This window comes from Janthinobacterium sp. UMAB-56 (genome assembly GCF_900095265.1).
Classification (GTDB): Bacteria; Pseudomonadota; Gammaproteobacteria; order Burkholderiales; family Burkholderiaceae_D; genus Janthinobacterium.
Window position 1 is genome coordinate 1 of record NZ_LT607666.1, and the last position, 16,382, is coordinate 16,382.

Here is a 16,382-nt window from a genome sequence, read left to right on the forward strand (position 1 = left end):
GCGCAAACTGTGCACATTCCGCCGCCTGCTGGTGGCGTCTCCCGCCTACCTGGCGCGCCAGGGCCGGCCCGCCGACGGCGCCGGGCTGCTGCGGCACGCGCGCCTGGATTACCGATTTCCCGCCACGGGCCGCCTGGAACAGTGGCCGCTGTTGGAAGAGTCTGCCCAGCCGGCGCCCGGCATGGTGTGCAACAGCGTGGAAATGCGCATCCATCTGGCCGTGCAGGGGCAGGGCATCGCCTATCTGCCCGCATTTACCGTGCAGCGCGAGCTGGCGGCGGGGCAGCTCGAAAGCGTGCTGGACGCGCATACGCAGGCGGCCGCCGCATTCTGGCTGCTGTGGCCGGCCAGTCGCCAATTGCCGCCACGCCTGCGCGTGTTTATCGATTTCCTGGTGGAACACTTCCAGGAGCGCCGTTTTGGAGGCGTGCCTTGAGCGATGGCAAACCCCTTGCCGCGCTGCAGCGTCACGTGGCCGACGCCACCGTGCGCCAGTGCACCCGTTCTGCAGTGCGCCGCTGCCGTGCAGTTCGCACGCCAGCGGCGCGCCCTGTCCAAGAGGGCCTGCATTTGTTATAGTCCCAGCCATCTTTCCATAAGCCTACAGACTCTGCCATGACTTCTAGCACTAGCAGCACCATCGCGCCCCGCACCTTCGGCACGCCCCTGTCTTCCACCGCCATCAAAGTCATGCTGCTGGGCTCGGGTGAACTGGGCAAGGAAGTCATCATCTCGCTGCAGCGCCTGGGCGTCGAAGTGATCGCCGTCGACCGCTATCCGAACGCGCCCGGCCACGCCGTGGCGCACCGCTCGCACGTGATCGACATGAGCGACGGCGTGGCGCTTGCCGCCCTGATCGACCTGGAAAAGCCGGATTTGATCGTGCCGGAAATCGAAGCCATCGCCACCGACACCCTGGCGGCGCTGGAAGCGGCGGGACAAATCACTTGCATCCCGAACGCGCGCGCGGCCGTGCTGACGATGAACCGCGAAGGCATCCGCACGCTGGCCGCCGAAACGCTGGGCGTGGCAACTTCTCCATACCGCTTCGCCAGCAGCCTGCAAGAGTTGCAACTGGCGTGCCAGGAAATCGGCTTTCCCTGCGTGGTGAAACCCGTGATGTCGTCGTCGGGCAAGGGCCAGTCCAGGCTCGATGGCGCGCAAGACGTGGACGCGGCGTGGGCGTATGCTGCCAGCGGCGGCCGGGTCGACACGGGCCGCGTCATCGTCGAAGGCTTCATCGACTTCGATTACGAGATCACCCTGCTGACGGTGCGCGCCGTGGGCGCGTCGGGCCAGGTCGAAACGCAGTTCTGCGAGCCGATCGGCCATTTGCAGGTGCACGGCGACTACGTGGAATCGTGGCAGCCGGCGCGCATGGCGCCGCTGGCCCTCGAGCGTTCGCGCGAGATCGCCCGCAAGGTGACGGACGACCTGGGCGGCCTGGGCCTGTTCGGCGTGGAACTGTTCGTCAAGGGCGACATGGTGTGGTTCTCGGAAGTGAGCCCCCGTCCGCACGACACGGGCATGGTCACCATGGCCAGCCAGGTGCAGAGCGAATTCGAGCTGCACGCGAAAGCCATCCTCGGCTTGCCCGTCAACGTGGCCTTGCGTTCGCCCGCCGCCTCGGCCGTCATCTACGGTCAGCTGGAAGCGAAAGGCATCGCCTTCGAAGGCGTGGCCGAGGCCTTGCGCGTGCCGGGCGCGGACTTGCGGCTGTTCGGCAAGCCGGAATCGTTTGCCCGCCGCCGCATGGGCGTGGCGCTGGCCACGGCCGACGATATCGACACGGCCCGCCAGCGCGCCGTGCTGGCCGCGTCCAAAGTCAAACCGGTGGCGAAGTAAGCCTGTCTGCGGATGCAACAGGGATAAACATGGAAGCCGGCGCATGACAGAACTCGATAATTATCTTTCGCTGCACTATCTGGACGAGACGCAATTGGCGGCAGCCGCCGCCATGGCCATGCAAGAAATCGATGCATTGATCCAGGCTGGCCTGGTTCCCGCGCCCGCGTATGTGGTCGATGACAGCGGCAAGGTGTGCTCGTTCGTTTTTGGCGCCATGGCGGCGCCCGGGTCCAGGGCCGGCCGCTACTTCCCGCCATCCCAACTGGCCTGGATCGCCATTGCGCGTGATGCTGTTGCCGAGAGTACGGCGCACGCCGCGCAAGAGCGCTTGCAGGCACAATTTACTTCCCGTTATGCGGCCGCGCTGGCGACCTTGAACCTGACGACCTGGCGCCTGCGCGACAGCTTCGACGACAGGGGCGCGCCAATAGCGGAGGGTTTGCGTGCCCGTAGCGACAGTGCCTGGATGTATTTTTTGAACGGTACGTTTTCCCTGTGCGTCGCCCATCCCCTGTCGGAGGCGCACATCGCCTGGAAAGAGGTACTGCAGGAAAAGCTCGCGCAGCAAAGCGAGAATGGCAGCAAGACGCTGTTGTCGCAACAGCAGGCGCAGGAAATGCATGCGCTGATCGATGCCTATGCCATGGCCGCCATGCCTTTTTCGCCCGTCGAATATGCCTTGAGCAGCCGCAAGCGACTGGTCGAAGATCTGCGGGCGAACATCCGCGTGGACCACAGGGAATGGACGCCTGCATGACTGCACCGGCGTCGCACAGCCTGCCGCTGGCCGACGCCGGCGGTGACGATATCAAGCGCAAGCTGCGCGGCCATATCGCGCGGCGCAATCTGGCGGGAGCCGCCAACGACTGCAAGTGGAACGAGCTGCTGTCCTTCATGCGCGGGCAGACTGAATGGCTGCCGTCGTACCGCTATGGCTCCGTCAGCGGCTATGTCTCGCGCTGGGATACGGAATGGGATTACCACCCGCCGTTCCCCTTCATGGGCGTGGAATGGTTCGACATCGGCCTGTGCTCGGAAGAACACGTGGCCATGCTGCTGCCCAAAAAAATCATCGACCATGGCGTGTGGATCGTGCCCGAACTGGAACGCATCGGCTTCGATTTCGAGGTGCGTGAGCGGGTCGCGCGCATCTGGGGCTATCTGCCCCGCAACTATCACGACTTTCCACCCGCCGACTAATTCAAGGAGTACTCCCATGCCTGAAAACACTATCGCGCAAGTGCCGCAACCTGACGACGCCGTCGTCGGCAAGGAAGCGGGCGCGCAGATGCTGGCCACGGCCTGCGCCGCGCGCGACGCCTTTTATGCCACCCTGGGCGCCATGGACGGCGACGTGCTGGCGCCGCTGGTCAATCCCGCTTTCATGGGAGGCCCCCGCTGGCCGTCACTGCGCCAGGCCTGGCGCGTGATCCGCCGGCCTGGCTCGATCGTGATCGCCAGCGATGGCTTGAGCGATCCATTCGAGGATGACGACGACGTCTTCGTGCCGCGCGGCCATTTGCTGGAAGTGTGTATCGAGGCGCCGCTGGCCGCCTTCGACGGCCAGGAAGTGGCGCAGTCCTGGCTCTTCGACCTGGTGTACCAGGTCAGCCAGAACGTGGCCGACCACGGCTCCATCGATTTGCTGCTGCAGCGCCACGGCAGCGTGTCGATGGTGCTGGACTTGCAGGATGCACCAAAGGCACTGGAAGACGAAAACGAACAGGTGGGCGTGCTGCTGGGCCAGGGCGCGGCCACGCTTCCCCCGACGTTCGACACGCCGTATGGGGAAGTGATGCTGCTCATCATCACCGTGCTGCAGCCGGCCGAACTGGCGTACATCAGCGGAGCCGAAAACAAGGCCCAATCGCGGCGCGATCTGGCCGCCGCGCTGGCCAACTCGCCGACGGGGCATCTGAGCGTGGCCAAGCGGCCGGCCGTCATTCCCGGCTAGTTTTTTTCGGCCGGCACGGCAGTTGCAGGTATTGGCGTTTCCTGCGTTTTCTGCGCTTCCTTCGTTTCCTTCGTTTCCTGCTCTTCAATGACGGCGGGCGGCGGTTCGCGCCACTTGCCCGCCGCCTTCAGCTTGTTCTTCAGCCCTGGTAAGGGAAAGCCCAGTGCATAGGCTTTTTGCGCATGCGCGCTGGCCTTCTCGTAGTCCTTCTTTTTGACATACATCAGGCCCAGGTTGTATTGGATGGTGGCCTGCTCGGGCGCCAGGCGGCTGGCCGCGTCCAGCTGTTCCAGCGCCATCGTCTCCTGGCCTGTGGCCAGCAGGTAATTTCCGTACACCATGCGCGCCGTCACGTCGTGCGACGCGAAGGCGATGGCCCGTTCGAAAAAGCAGCTGACCGTGTAGCGGGCGCCGACGGGCTGCGCGCTTTTCAGGCGCAAGGCCAGCTTTGCCATCGATGCCAGTGCCCGATGGTGGTTCGGGAAGTGCTCCAATGTGTAGCTGATATCGGCGCCCAGGCTGCCCGTCATGCCTTGCGTGAGCGTTTCCACGGCACGCGAAAAATGGAATTTCTCGACCACGGACAGGCCGGCGCGGTCCTCCGCGCGCGTGTAGTCGCCGCCCGGCGTGTGTTTCACGTAGGGCGGGCAGTCGGCAGCGCCGGCATGGGCGCAACAGGCGGCCAGCGTGCAAACAAGTATCCGGTGTTTCATGTTGGTCTCCTGTGGCTGACCTGGTCCAGCAAATCGGCCAGTGCGTGACTGCGGGCTTGCCGCGATTGCAGCGCGATGGCGGCGGGGCTGGCCAGCGGCGCGCGGCCCTGGCGGGCCAGTTCCAGGAAGCGCAGCAGCGCGCGCGCGCAATCGCCGCTCGAGGCCAGCTGGCCGATGGTGTCGATGCCGCAGTGGCGCAGCTTGGCCGCGCTGTCGCCCCCCAGATCGGTCAGCGCGAGGAGGGGCCGCCGGCAGCGCAGGTACTCATACAGCTTGGCAGGTATCTGCGCATTGCAATTGGCCGCCTGCAGCAGCAGCAAGCCATCGGCGGCCAGCATTTCCTGCAGCGCCGCGCCGTGCGGCTGCAAGGGTTCCAGGCTTACCAGGTCCAGGATGCCGTATTTCGCCAGCAAGCCTGCGAGCCACGCGTCGTGACCCGTGGCGCGCAGCACCAGCTGGAAATTATGCGTATGCAGCATGCCGTCGTGGCGCAGCTTGGCCAGTGCCTCGAACAGCGCTTGCGGATCGCGCTCGGACGGGTAGATGACGCCGCTGTGCAGCAGCAGGAAGCGACTGCGCCGGCCTTCTGGCCCGTGCGGCTGATGCGCCTGCAGGGCCCCCGCGTCATCATCGTGACCGTTTTCGATCAGGTGGAAACGCTCGCCTGCCACCTGCTCCAGGCGCCGCCGGTGCGCCGCGATGGCGCCCGGCGTGGTGCAGACGATGGCCGCGCTGCGGGCCGCGATGCGCTGTTCTATCCACGCATGCATGCGGTGCAGGCGCGGCTCGGGCGGATACGGCGCCAGCGGATCACTGTCGTCCAGCATGGGGTCGCGCTGGTCGGCGATCCACGGCAGGCCGCTGAGTTTTTGCAGGGTCATGGCGATCAGGTGCGCCGTGGCGATCGGGTACGTCGACCAGAGGGCGTCGGGGCGGTAGGCGCGGATCATGCGCAGGCCTGCCGGCACGGCGCTCAACCACCAGGAACTCCAGCGGTCGGGCAGCGCCAGGCAGCGCGGATAGCGCCCGCCGATGGCCAGGTGGCGCGCCGCGTCCAGCGCCAGGGTGCGCCGCACGGTGGCGTGCGCGCCGATCTGCGCCAGCTGCGCGTCACCGCGCTGCGCATACGCGAGGGCGCTGGGGCTGAGCACCAGCGGCTGCCAGCCGCAGTCGGGCAAATGGCGCGCAAAGCCCAGGGTGCGCAGGATGCCGCTGCCGCCGGCAAGCGGCGGGAAATGGTAGGCCACCATCAGCACCCGTTTTGGTCGGGGCGCGTTTGGTCGTGCCGCGCTCGGCGTGGCCGCTAACATGACTGCAGCCAGCGGGCGCACAGCCGTTCGACTTCGCCGCGCCAGGCGGCGCTGGCGAATGTGTGGTTGGCACCATTGACCTGCGCCTGCGTCCACTGCGCGCGGGCCGTCACGGCGCGCCAGGCAGGATCGCCGGCGAGCAGGGCTTGCCACTCGCGCGCCCCGAGGTCGTCGCCGCTGAGTATCAGCAGCACCTTGCCCTGGAATTGCGTCAGCGCCCGCAGCAGGGCCGGTGCGGGGGCGTCGCTGTCTTGCCTTGCCTGCTCCTGCGTGGCAGCCGCCACCTGGCGCAGCGAGGCCAGGCTGGCGCCCAGTTGCAGTCCGCCGGTGCTCAGTTTGCGCCAGAATGCGCCATGCAGCAGGCGAGGCAGATAATAATGGCGCAAGGTGGCGCGCGCCAGACCGGCGCTGCTGCGCACCCACGGGTTGAGCAGCATCAGCGCGACTATGCGCGCGTCGCGCGGCGCATGGCAGGCGGCCGCAGTGGCGCCGTCGCACAAGCCCCATAGCGCCACTTCACGCAAGGCCGGCACGGCGTCGAAGAATTGCGCCAGCGCGCCGTCGATGTCGGGGCCGGCGGCGCGGTAGTCGCGCGCGCGACCTTCGCTGTCGCCCATGCCGCGCAAGTCGAAGCGCAGTACGGGCCAGCCTTGCGCTGCCAGGGCGCGCGCCAGCAAGACGAACTGGCGGTGGCTGCCCACGCGGTACTGGGGCCCGCCCGTGACGATCAGCACGCCGCGTGGGCCCGGTGTGGCGGGCAGGCTGAGGATACCGACCATGCGCGCCTGCGCCTCGCCGTCCTCGCCTGGAGCGTCTGCCATGCTGCGAAAGCGCAGCGCCAGCTGGTGCACGGTTTGCGCAGCAAGCATGTCGCGCTTCATCGAGGTATCCCTTCCTCGGCCAGCCAATCGCGGCACAGTGCCCGCGTGGCGTCCAGCAGTTGCGGACAAGCCAGCAGCTCGCTGCTGTGCCAGAACGGGCCGTCGCCGAAGCTGGCCACGTGCACGGCGGCGCCGTGTTCGCGCCACTGGCGCGCCAGCGGCGGCAAGGACGGGCAGGCTTGCTGCGGCGCCTGGTAATCGAGCCAGTAGACGGGCAGCGTGGGCGGCAGCGCATGGGCGTTGACGCCATCGATGGCGTGCGCCAGCTCGGGTGCCAGCAGGTAGCCGGCCACTTCCACAGCTTCACCGTTCGCCAGTGTGGCACGCGCCCGGCCTGGCGCTTCCTGCGTGTCGCGGGCCAGCATGCTGGTCGCCAGGCGCAGGCGCAGGAAGCGGTCGATGCTGCGCCGCCCGTCGAGTTCCGGTTGCCACAGCAGCAAACGGGCCAGGGGCAGCGGCGCGCGGCTGGCGAAATCGAGGGTCAGCAGGGCGCCCAGGCGCAAGCCCCATATGGTCAAGAGGCCGTCGACACGCTGCGCCAGCCAGGCGCAAGCCAGGTGCAGGTCGTTGTGCCAGATGTCCCAGCGCGCTTCGCCGAAGTCGCCGCTGCTGTCGCCGCAGCCAAACAGGTCGATCTGCAGCACGCTGTAGCCAACGGCGGCAAAGGCGCGCGCCTGCGCGGCGGCCACGTGGCGGCTTTTATTCAATTCTTCCGCAAACGGATGCACGTAGACGATGCCGCCGCGCGCGCCGCGGCCCGGCGGCGGCAGGTGCAGCAGGCAGTAGCGCTGGCCGCCGCTGGCGGGCAGGAAGAAGGGCAGCAGCGGCAGCGCATCGATGGCGGCGTTGTTCATGGGCGCAGCTGTGCAAACACGAAATCGTGCAGGCTGCCCACGGTGGCGAAGTGGCGCGCATGGATGTCCTCGTCGGCGACAAAGATACCGAAATGCTCTTCCAGCGCAGCAATTACGCCGATCACGGCCATCGAGTCGAGCTCCGGCACGCTGCCCAGCAGCGGCGTGTGGGCGTCCAGCGCGCGCCCGTTCAAGCCCAGAGTGGTGTCGAGGATGTGCTTTACTGCTTCAAGATGCGGCATGTCAGCTCCAGGGAAGGGTATTGGGGCAGGCGGCTGGTATCGAAGGCCAGGCAGGCGATGTCGTCGGGGCGGCGCGACAGGTGCAGGTAGGGAGGCACGCTGGCGGCCATCCATTGCCAGCGCCCGCAGCGCATGAAGGTGGCCGTGCCCAGCGCGTGCGTGCCCAGGCGCGCATGGGCGCCCAGCGAGGCCCGGTTGAAGCGCGAGATGCGGCTGCACGACCAGCGCACGCCCTGCGCGTAGAGTACGGCGTTGGCTTCTTCCCACAGCCGCGCAAAGACCAGGCCGCCGCGTTGATCGGGATGCACCCACACGTCGAGGTCCCATGACGACTGCTTCGATGCCAGCGCATAGCGGGCGCGCACCTCGTCTTCCTGGCAGCCGTGGCGCAGCAGCCAGATCCAGCCTGCCATGGCGGCTTGATCAGCGTCTTGCGCGTTGCGGGCCACCAGGCATTGCGCGCCTTGGCGGTAGCGTTCGCCCAGCGCGCCGGGACGGCGTGCGGGACCGCACGGCAAGTCCGCCTCCGCCAGGCAGGGCGTGACGGCGATCGACCGGCCGCGCCCGCGACACAGCGAACCGGGCGCCACCGCCTGTGCCACGAACTGGTAGCGGTGCAGCGCGCAGCGCCGGCCCGGCACGGCCGCCAGCAGCCGCGCCAGGGCCAGCCAGGCGCTGTCGCGCCAACCCAGTTGGCGAAGGCTGGCGGCAAGTCGTTGCAACCGGGGCAAACGGAGGAAGCGGGCGAAGCTGGCCATGGCGGTCAAGGATGGGGCGGCTATGCAGCCAACGCTGTCCATTAGAGCGCAGCGGCCAGCGGCGGTCTTGCGCCGGCTCAAGCTGTGCTGCTGAAACTGTTAATTGATCAAAATCAAGACCGTTGTGGCCGTTTGTCTGAATCATAGGGGAATGCATGGCAATCATGGCAACCCGGGGATGCAACGATGGCGACACTGATACACGATCTGATCTTCGACACGGCGCTGCGCGCGCCCCACGCGTCAGCCTTGTCATGGCAGGGCGAGGAAATAAGCTACGCCGCGCTGGCGCAATCCGTGCGCGAGGCAGCTTGCACCCTGCTGACCCTGGGCTTGCAGCGTGGCGCGCGCGTGGCCGTGTACCTGGAAAAACGCCCGGAAAACGTCAGCGCCATGTTTGGCGCGGCGGCGGCAGGCGGCGTGTTCGTGCCCGTCAATCCCTTGCTCAAGCCGGACCAGGTGGCGTATATTCTGGCCGATTGCAAGGTGGCCATCCTCGTCACCTCGCGCGAACGCCTGGTGCAGCTGGGCCCCGCCCTGGCCGCCTGCCCGGACTTGCAGACGGTGCTGCTGACGGGTGAACCTCTGCCGCAAACCAGCCTGGGCAAGTTGCGGCTGCAGCCGTGGAACGGCGCGCCCGCCGCCGACGCGCCCGCATCCGTGTCGCACGCGGTGATCGACACGGACATGAGCGCCATCCTGTACACCTCGGGCAGCACGGGGCGGCCGAAAGGCGTGGTGCTGTCGCATCGCAACATGCTGGCCGGCGCGCTCAGCGTATCCAGTTATCTGCGCAACACGGAGCAAGACCGGATTTTGTGCGTCCTGCCGCTCAGTTTTGATTACGGCTTGAGTCAGCTGACGACGGCGTTTGCCAGCGGCGCCTGCGCCGTGCTGATGAATTACCTGCTGCTGCGCGATATCGTCGAGGCAGTGGAGCAGGAAGCCATCACGGGCCTGGCCGCCGTGCCGCCTCTGTGGGTGCAGCTGTCGCAGCTGAGCTGGCCCTTGTCCACACTCTTGCGCTACATCACCAATTCGGGTGGCGTGATGCAGAGATCCACGCTCGAGCGGCTGCGCCAGTCGCTGCCGCGCACGCAGGTCTACCTGATGTATGGCTTGACGGAAGCGTTCCGCTCCACTTTCCTGGCGCCGGAGCAGCTGGAGCGGCGTCCAGATTCCATCGGGCAGGCGATTCCCAACGCGGAAGTGCTGGTGCTGCGTCCCGACGGCAGCGTGTGCGACACCGACGAGCCGGGCGAGCTCGTGCACCGTGGCGCGCAGGTGGCGCTCGGTTACTGGAACGATGCTGCGCGCACGGCCGAACGCTTCAAGCCGCTGCCGCCGCAGGCGAGCGGCCTGGTGCTGCCGGAACTGGCCGTCTGGTCGGGCGACACGGTGCGCCGCGATGCGGAGGGTTATCTGTATTTCGTCGGCCGCAGCGATGACATGATCAAGACGTCCGGCTACCGGGTCAGCCCGGCCGAGATCGAAGAAATCGTGTATGCGAGCGGGCTGGTGGGGGAGGCCGCCGCGCTGGGCCTGCCCCATGTCGTGCTGGGCCACGCCATCGCCTTGCTCGTCACGCCCGCGCCTGGCGTGGAATTGCTGCGCGACAGCGTGCTGGCGGCCTGCCGGGCGCGCCTGCCCAGCTATATGGTGCCGCTGTGGGTGGAGATCCGCGATGGCGTGCTGCCGCGCAATCCGAATGGCAAGATCGACCGTTCCTTGCTGGCCAGGGAACTGGCGCACGCGTATGCGGTCCAATCAGGAGACGCGGCATGAAGGACTTGATCCGCTCGAACAGTACGCAATTGCCTTTGCACTCGTCCCTGGGCCTGCAGTTCGCCGTGGTCGGAGACATGCTGCAGATTGGCGGCATGCCCTTGCGCCGGCTGGCCCAGCGGGTGGGCGGCACGCCATTCTATGCGTATGAACGGGCGCACATCACGGGCCGCGTGGCGGCACTGCGCGCCGCCCTGCCTGCTGGCGTGCATGTGCATTACGCCATGAAGGCCAATCCCATGCCGGCCGTGGTGCAGTGGCTGGCGGGACTGGTCGATGGCATCGACGTGGCGTCCGGCGGCGAACTGGCGACGGCGCTCGATACGCCCATGGCGCCGGAACGCATCAGTTTTGCGGGGCCGGGCAAGAGCGATGCGGAACTCGCGCGTGCCGTGGCCGCTGGCGTGCTGGTCAACGTGGAATCGGGCGCCCAGCTGGAACGGCTGGCGCTGGCCAGTGAACGGCTGGGCGTGACGGCCAGGGTCGCCGTGCGCGTGAATCCCGATTTCGCCCTGCGCCGCACGGGCATGCGGATGGGGGGCGGGGCGCAGCCGTTTGGCGTCGATGTGGCCCTGGTGCCGGCGCTGCTGGGCCGCATCGGCCAACTGGGCCTCGATTTCCACGGCTTTCACCTGTATGCTGGCTCGCAAAGCCTGTCGGCCAGCGCCCTGGCCGAAGCACAGGCGCTCAGCGTGCAACTGGCCCTGCAGTTGGCCGACAGCGCGCCATCGCCCTTGCGCACCTTGAATATCGGCGGCGGTTTTGGTGTGCCCTATTTTCCCGGCGACCAGGCACTCGCGCTGGCACCCGTCGCCGAAGGCTTGCAGCGGCAACTCGCTATCCTGGCCCAGGCCGCGCCGGGTGCGCGCCTGAACCTGGAGCTGGGCCGCTATCTGGTGGCCGAGGCGGGCGTGTATGTGTGCAAGGTGATAGAGCGAAAAGTGTCGCATGGGCAAGTGTTTTTCGTCACGGATGGCGGCTTGCACCATCACTTGGCAGCCTCGGGCAATTTTGGTCAGCTGATCCGCAAGAATTATCCGGTCGCCATCGGCACCCGGCTGCAGGGCGGCGTGCGCGAAGTGGCCTCCGTGGTGGGACCGTTGTGCACGCCGCTGGACTTGCTGGCCGACCAGATTGAGATGGCGCGCGCCGAAGAAGGCGACCTGGTGGTGGTGTTCCAGTCGGGCGCGTATGGCTTGACGGCCAGCCCGACGGCCTTCCTCGGCCATCCGCTACCGGCCGAGGTGCTTGTATGAGCGGCCTGTGTGGCTGGCTGGCGCCGGGCGGAGCTGCCGGCCTTGCCGCAGCGCAGGGCGGGACGCCGTCCGGTGGCGCCGCGCAGGCCGCGCTGGCAAGCATGGCCGCGCCCTTGTCACGCTTCGATAGCGCGCCCCTGGCCGCCAGCATCAGCGGGGCGGGCGGCGTGGCCGTGGCCGTGGCCGCCATCGACGGCAGCGCCCATGTCTATCAGCAGGATGGTTTACAGGTGGCCATCTGGGGCAGGCCCGTGCTCGACGGTTCGGCGCATGACGTGGCGTGCCGCCTCGCTTCCCTTTGGCTGAGCCGGGGCGTGGCTGCCTGCGCCAGCCTGTCCGGGCCTTTTTGTCTGGCCATTCTCGACGCCTTTTCCGGTTCGGCCCTGCTGGCCGTGGACCGTGCCGGCATGCATCCGCTCAGCTATGCGAGCAATGCGCAGGGCCTGTTCTTTGCCTCCTCCCACGATGCCTTGCTGGCCCATCCGTGCGTGCGTGGCGCACTCGATCCGCAAGCGCTGTATCACTACCTGTACTTCCATATGGTGCCCGGCCCGGCCACGGCTTACCTTGGCCAGCAGCGCTTGCTGCCGGGCGAATACCTGCATGTGCGCGGCGCCAGGCAATGCAAGGGCAACTACTGGCAACTGTCCTTCCAGGAGCCGGCAGCGGCACGCACGCGCGCCACCTTTGCCAGCAACAAACAGGAATTCCTGCGCCTGCTGCGCCAGGCAGTGGAAAGCAGCCTGGGCGCGGATGGCGCGGACACGGGCGCGTTTCTCAGCGGCGGCACGGACAGTTCCACCCTGGCCGCCATCATGGGGCAAGTGACGGGCCGGCCTGCGCGCACGTATTCCATCGGTTTTGACTCGCCCGGCTATGACGAAATGGCGTATGCGCGCCTGGCAGCCCGCCATGCGGGCAGCATCCACCACGAGCGCTACGTGACCCCCGGCGACGTGCTGGCCGCTATCCCCGCCATGGCGGCCATTTTTGACCAGCCTTTCGGCAATGCCTCGGCTATTCCCGCCTTTTATTGCGCGCAGATGGCGCGCGAGGATGGCGTGAAGCGCCTCCTTGGCGGCGATGGCGGCGATGAATTGTTCGGCGGCAACGAGCGCTACGCGCACCAGGCCTTGCTGTCGCAGTATGCGCGCTTGCCTGTCATGTTGCGCCAGGCCATCATCGAGCCGCTGCTCTGCCGCCAGCAAAGGGGCAAGCCGTGGCGGCTGGGCGACAAGGCGCGCCGCTACATCGAGCAGGCGAGCTTGCCGTTGCCGGCCCGGCTGGACAGCTACAACCTGCTGCTGCGCCATGGCCACCGCACGGTGCTGGAAGCGGGTTTTATCGACACCATCGATCCCGGCATGGCGCCGGGCTGCGTGCATGGCGCATATGGGGAACGGCAAGGCCAGGGCTTGAGCCAGATCAATGCCTTGCTGGCGCTGGACATGCGCTTTACCCTGGCCGACAACGACCTGGTCAAGGTGCGCAAGGCTTGCGAGCTGGCTGGCGTGGAAGCGGCGTTTCCCTTGCTGCACGATGCGATGGTGGCGTTTGCGTCGCGCCTGGCGCCACGCGATAAGCTCGACGGAAGGCAGTTGCGGCCCTTTTTCAAGCGGGCACTGGCGGAGATCCTGCCGCCGGCCATCGTGCGCAAGAAAAAGCATGGCTTCGGCTTGCCCTTCGGCCAGTGGTTGCACAGCCACGTGCCGCTGCGCGAATTCGCGTTTGACAATCTGACGCAGCTGCGCGTGCGCGGCATCGTGCGATCCGACTTCATCGACGATTTGAAAGGGCGCCTGCTGGCGGAACATCCTGCCTATCACGGCACCATGGTGTGGTTGCTGCTGATGCTGGAACAGTGGCTCAGCCAGCATCCGGGCGCGCAGGGGGCGCTTGTCGTCGGTTTTGCCGCAAGCGCCACAGAAACGCCAGGCGTCCTCGATCCCACGGCGTAAAGCGCGGCAGTTGCAGCAGATCGAGTCCCGCTCCGGGGCGCGCCACGCCCCTGTCCGTGGCCACGGCCGCCCTGAAACCCAGGTTCTGCACCATCGCCACGTGCGGCGCGCCATAGTCGCGCCCGACCTTTCCATTGGGATACGCAAACAGGGTCACGGGCGCCTGTATCAAACTTTCCAGCTGGCCCTTGCCGTTGGCGATGTCCAGCCGCGCGGCCCGTTCCGGCAAGGTGGACAAAATCGGATGGCTGGCCGTGTGCGCGCCCAATTCCATGCCGGCCGCGTGCAACTGGCGCAATTGTGCCGTGCTCAGCATGGCTGGCGGGCCTGCCGTAGCGCCCGCCTGGCGGCGAATGTGCATGGCCAGTTGCTGGCGCCGGGCAAATGGCAGGTATTTGAGCCGTTCCAGCAAGGTGGCGATGGCTGCCTGCCGCTGTGCCAGGCTGGCGACGGGCAGCGTCCCCAGCGCGTGTGCGCGCAAGTCCAGCACGGGACCGGCCGCCTGGCGCACGGCGGCGATCACCGTGTCATTCCACATCTGTCCGCCATCCAGGTAGCCCGTGGCGATAAAGAACGTGGCGTGCACGCCATGGCGCTGCAGCAGCGGCAGGGCGACTTGCGCATTGTCCGCATAGCCGTCGTCAAAGGTGATACAGGCGGCGCGCGGTGGCAGGCTGCCATCTTGCAGCCGCTGCACGGCAGCGCCGAGCGGCAGCGGCGTATAGAAACGTTTCAAAAGGCGCAACTGTCGCTCGAACTGGGCCGCATCGACTTCGCCGGGAAACAGGGGGTCCGGCCGCGCCAGCACGCGGTGGTAGATCAGAATGGACAAGGTGGCCGTCATGGCTGCTCCGCGATGGCGGCCCCAGGCTTGGCCTGACGCGAGGCAGACGTGGGCAGCGTGGCTTGCTGTTCGACAACGATGCGCGTGGCGATCAGGGCCGCCATCAGGTAATACGGCATGTCGAAGTACAGCAGGCTGAGGAAGGCGCCGCCCACGGCAAAGCCGATCAGGCTAGCCTGGCTCATGGTGGCCAGGCCGTGCGCCCAGCGCAGTTCGGGCTGGCCGCGCGTGCGGCGGATGATGGCGGCGGCCGTGCGCCAGGTGGCGATGCCTAGCGCCAGGTAAAGCAACAGGCCGACAAAGCCGTGTTCGCCCAGCGCCTGGAAATAGATGCTGTGCGCCGCATGCACGTCCATGGGATTCGGCGCGTAACGGGCAAAGATGGCGGCGTCGGACACGTCGAAGCCGCCGCCGGGGAAACGCTCGCGCGCCAGGTTCCAGGCCATGCGCCAGGCATTCAGGCGGCCCATGGCAGATACATCGTCCTGGTAGGTATTGATGGTATCCATGCGCTCGGCCCAGCGCTCGGGCATGAAGGCTAGCAGCAGGGGCGCGACCGCAGCGAGCAGCGCGCCCAGCACCAGCTTGCGGTCGCTCTTCAGCCACATGAACAGGCCCATGGCGGCGATAGCCAGCAGGCCGCCGCGCGAATACGAGCCCAGCGCGGCCAGGGCCGACAGCAACATCGCCGCCATCAAGCCATGGCGTACCCAGCGTGTATGCGTGTTTTGCTGCAAATAATACATGAGGGGAATGGTGATGATCAGGGCCAGGGCCAGCGCATTGTTATCCCCTATGAAGGTTTCCTCCGGCCCCCAGACCCGTTCCGTACCGCCGCTGCGGAGGGTGAAGATACCGCCTTTCACGCCGTAATAGCCGATCGACCCCACCAGCACCCACACCAGGCGCACGATGTCGCGCCGCGTGCGTATCACCATCATGACTACAAAGCTCATCAGCATGATCTTCATGACCTTGTTCCACTGCAGCCAGGACGCTTCCGGCAGCAGGGCGAACGGGGCCGTGACATTCATCCAAGCCACGAACAGCAGCAGCAACACGCTGACGGGCGTGAGCGGCATGCTTTTCGGCGTGCGCGTCATGAGCAGGCTGAGCATGGTGGCGATGGCGATGATGAAGGCGAACGGCAAGTGGGTGGCAAAGCCCCAGGCTTGCGTGTGCGGATTCATGACGCTGACCCAGACCCACATCAGGCCGCCGATGGCCGGCGCCTTCAGGATGAAGGGCAGCGAACCCAGGATGATGATGGTGATCACGATGTCGCGCATGAAGGGGGACGCTCCTGGTTTTGCCCGGCTTGGCATGGTCTTGATGCCTGTCAACGGGCAGGCAGGCAGGCTCAGTACACTGGACCAATACTGTCCAGTACTCAGTTTCAGTACTTGTTTTTGTCATGGTAAGACCAGGGAGGCATGTCCTTGTTGACCGTTCTCATGGCGACCTACAATGGCGCCGACACCTTGCCACAGGTATTGCGTGCCTACATGGGCTTGCAAGCGCCCGCGGGCGGCTGGCGCCTGGTCATCGCCGACAATGGCAGCACGGACGCGACGGCGCAGGTGATCGCCGCCTTTCGTGGACGTTTGCCCTTGAGTTCGGTCTATGTGGCACGGCGTGGCCGCAGTCCCGCCCTGAATGGGGCTGTCGAAACCGCCTTGCGCCAGGGCGGTGATGGCGCCGAGCTGTTCGTGTTTGGCGACGACGACGCCATGCCCGCACCCGATTGGTTGTGCCGCTTGCAGGACAGCGCGCGCAGCCACCCCGGCTATGCCCTGTTCGGCGGCGCCATCGTGCCCGCCTGGCGCGAGCCACCGGCGCACTGGCTGCTGCGCCTGACACCGGTCGGCTTGACGTGGGGCATCACCAGCCCCGATTTGCGCGATGCCCCCATCTATCCCGGCCTGGTGTGGGGCGCCAATATGGCGATTCGCCGCCGTATCTTCGAGGCGGGCGCCCGC

The 16,382-nt window shown here is 66.9% G+C and carries 17 protein-coding genes; 9 read left to right on the plus strand and 8 right to left on the minus strand.

Annotation, left to right across the window (positions count from 1 at the left end):
• From K0F85_RS22470 to K0F85_RS22490, 5 genes are all read left to right on the plus strand, one after another.
• Positions 1-436: LysR substrate-binding domain-containing protein (locus tag K0F85_RS22470; RefSeq protein WP_257572975.1), on the plus strand; the 436-nt coding region annotated here is incomplete at its 5' end.
• 179 nt (positions 437-615) lie between these two features.
• A complete protein-coding gene (gene purT / locus K0F85_RS22475) occupies positions 616-1,845 on the plus strand; it encodes a formate-dependent phosphoribosylglycinamide formyltransferase (RefSeq protein WP_219118152.1) in 1,230 nt (409 codons plus the stop codon).
• 43 nt (positions 1,846-1,888) lie between these two features.
• Positions 1,889-2,605: a DUF6058 family natural product biosynthesis protein gene (locus tag K0F85_RS22480; protein WP_219118153.1), complete on the plus strand. Its 717-nt coding sequence runs from the start codon at positions 1,889-1,891 to the stop codon at positions 2,603-2,605.
• Positions 2,602-3,048: a DUF6678 family protein gene (locus K0F85_RS22485; protein ID WP_257572976.1), complete on the plus strand. Its 447-nt coding sequence runs from the start codon at positions 2,602-2,604 to the stop codon at positions 3,046-3,048. Before K0F85_RS22480 ends, K0F85_RS22485 begins: the two co-directional genes overlap by 4 nt.
• A gap of 16 nt (positions 3,049-3,064) precedes the next feature.
• Positions 3,065-3,802, plus strand: a complete 738-nt coding sequence (locus tag K0F85_RS22490; protein WP_219118154.1) for a hypothetical protein — start codon at positions 3,065-3,067, stop codon at positions 3,800-3,802.
• Here the strand turns inward: K0F85_RS22490 and K0F85_RS22495 are convergent.
• Genes K0F85_RS22495 through K0F85_RS22520 form a run of 6 tightly spaced genes read right to left on the minus strand, consistent with a single transcriptional unit; the run spans position 3,799 to position 8,560 of the window.
• Positions 3,799-4,515, minus strand: coding sequence for an ABC transporter permease (locus tag K0F85_RS22495; protein WP_219118155.1), 717 nt, complete (start codon positions 4,513-4,515; stop codon positions 3,799-3,801). The two genes, K0F85_RS22490 and K0F85_RS22495, sit on opposite strands and share 4 nt — an antisense overlap.
• Entirely contained in the window at positions 4,512-5,825 is a 1,314-nt protein-coding gene (locus K0F85_RS22500) for a glycosyltransferase (RefSeq protein ID WP_257572977.1), read from the minus strand. The genes K0F85_RS22495 and K0F85_RS22500 overlap by 4 nt, the downstream gene beginning before the upstream one ends.
• Positions 5,819-6,706 (minus strand): hydrolase 1, exosortase A system-associated, encoded by an 888-nt coding sequence (locus K0F85_RS22505; protein ID WP_219118156.1) that lies wholly within the window; start codon positions 6,704-6,706, stop codon positions 5,819-5,821. Before K0F85_RS22505 ends, K0F85_RS22500 begins: the two co-directional genes overlap by 7 nt.
• Entirely contained in the window at positions 6,703-7,560 is an 858-nt protein-coding gene (locus K0F85_RS22510) for a hydrolase 2, exosortase A system-associated (protein WP_219118157.1), read from the minus strand. Before K0F85_RS22510 ends, K0F85_RS22505 begins: the two co-directional genes overlap by 4 nt.
• Positions 7,557-7,802 (minus strand): acyl carrier protein, encoded by a 246-nt coding sequence (locus K0F85_RS22515; RefSeq protein ID WP_219118158.1) that lies wholly within the window; start codon positions 7,800-7,802, stop codon positions 7,557-7,559. Before K0F85_RS22515 ends, K0F85_RS22510 begins: the two co-directional genes overlap by 4 nt.
• A complete protein-coding gene (locus K0F85_RS22520) occupies positions 7,781-8,560 on the minus strand; it encodes a hypothetical protein (RefSeq protein WP_257572978.1) in 780 nt (259 codons plus the stop codon). The genes K0F85_RS22515 and K0F85_RS22520 overlap by 22 nt, the downstream gene beginning before the upstream one ends.
• 186 nt (positions 8,561-8,746) lie before the next feature.
• On the opposite strand from K0F85_RS22520, the gene K0F85_RS22525 reads away from it, so the two are divergent.
• Genes K0F85_RS22525 through K0F85_RS22535 form a run of 3 tightly spaced genes read left to right on the plus strand, consistent with a single transcriptional unit; the run spans position 8,747 to position 13,559 of the window.
• Positions 8,747-10,345: an acyl-CoA ligase (AMP-forming), exosortase A system-associated gene (locus tag K0F85_RS22525; RefSeq protein ID WP_219118160.1), complete on the plus strand. Its 1,599-nt coding sequence runs from the start codon at positions 8,747-8,749 to the stop codon at positions 10,343-10,345.
• Positions 10,342-11,601, plus strand: a complete 1,260-nt coding sequence (locus tag K0F85_RS22530; protein WP_219118161.1) for a pyridoxal-dependent decarboxylase, exosortase A system-associated — start codon at positions 10,342-10,344, stop codon at positions 11,599-11,601. The genes K0F85_RS22525 and K0F85_RS22530 overlap by 4 nt, the downstream gene beginning before the upstream one ends.
• Positions 11,598-13,559, plus strand: a complete 1,962-nt coding sequence (locus K0F85_RS22535) for an asparagine synthetase B (RefSeq protein ID WP_219118162.1) — start codon at positions 11,598-11,600, stop codon at positions 13,557-13,559. Before K0F85_RS22530 ends, K0F85_RS22535 begins: the two co-directional genes overlap by 4 nt.
• Here the strand turns inward: K0F85_RS22535 and K0F85_RS22540 are convergent.
• Together K0F85_RS22540 and K0F85_RS22545 are read right to left on the minus strand one after the other, a co-directional pair.
• The gene (locus K0F85_RS22540; protein WP_219118163.1) at positions 13,468-14,403 is read right to left on the minus strand and encodes a polysaccharide deacetylase family protein; all 936 of its coding nucleotides are present in this window, start codon (positions 14,401-14,403) and stop codon (positions 13,468-13,470) included. The genes K0F85_RS22535 and K0F85_RS22540 overlap by 92 nt on opposite strands.
• Positions 14,400-15,692 (minus strand): putative O-glycosylation ligase, exosortase A system-associated, encoded by a 1,293-nt coding sequence (locus K0F85_RS22545; protein WP_219118164.1) that lies wholly within the window; start codon positions 15,690-15,692, stop codon positions 14,400-14,402. Before K0F85_RS22545 ends, K0F85_RS22540 begins: the two co-directional genes overlap by 4 nt.
• A 150-nt stretch (positions 15,693-15,842) precedes the next feature.
• On the opposite strand from K0F85_RS22545, the gene K0F85_RS28980 reads away from it, so the two are divergent.
• Positions 15,843-16,382 (plus strand): glycosyltransferase (locus tag K0F85_RS28980; RefSeq protein ID WP_257572979.1); only part of this gene is annotated, 540 nt, incomplete at its 3' end.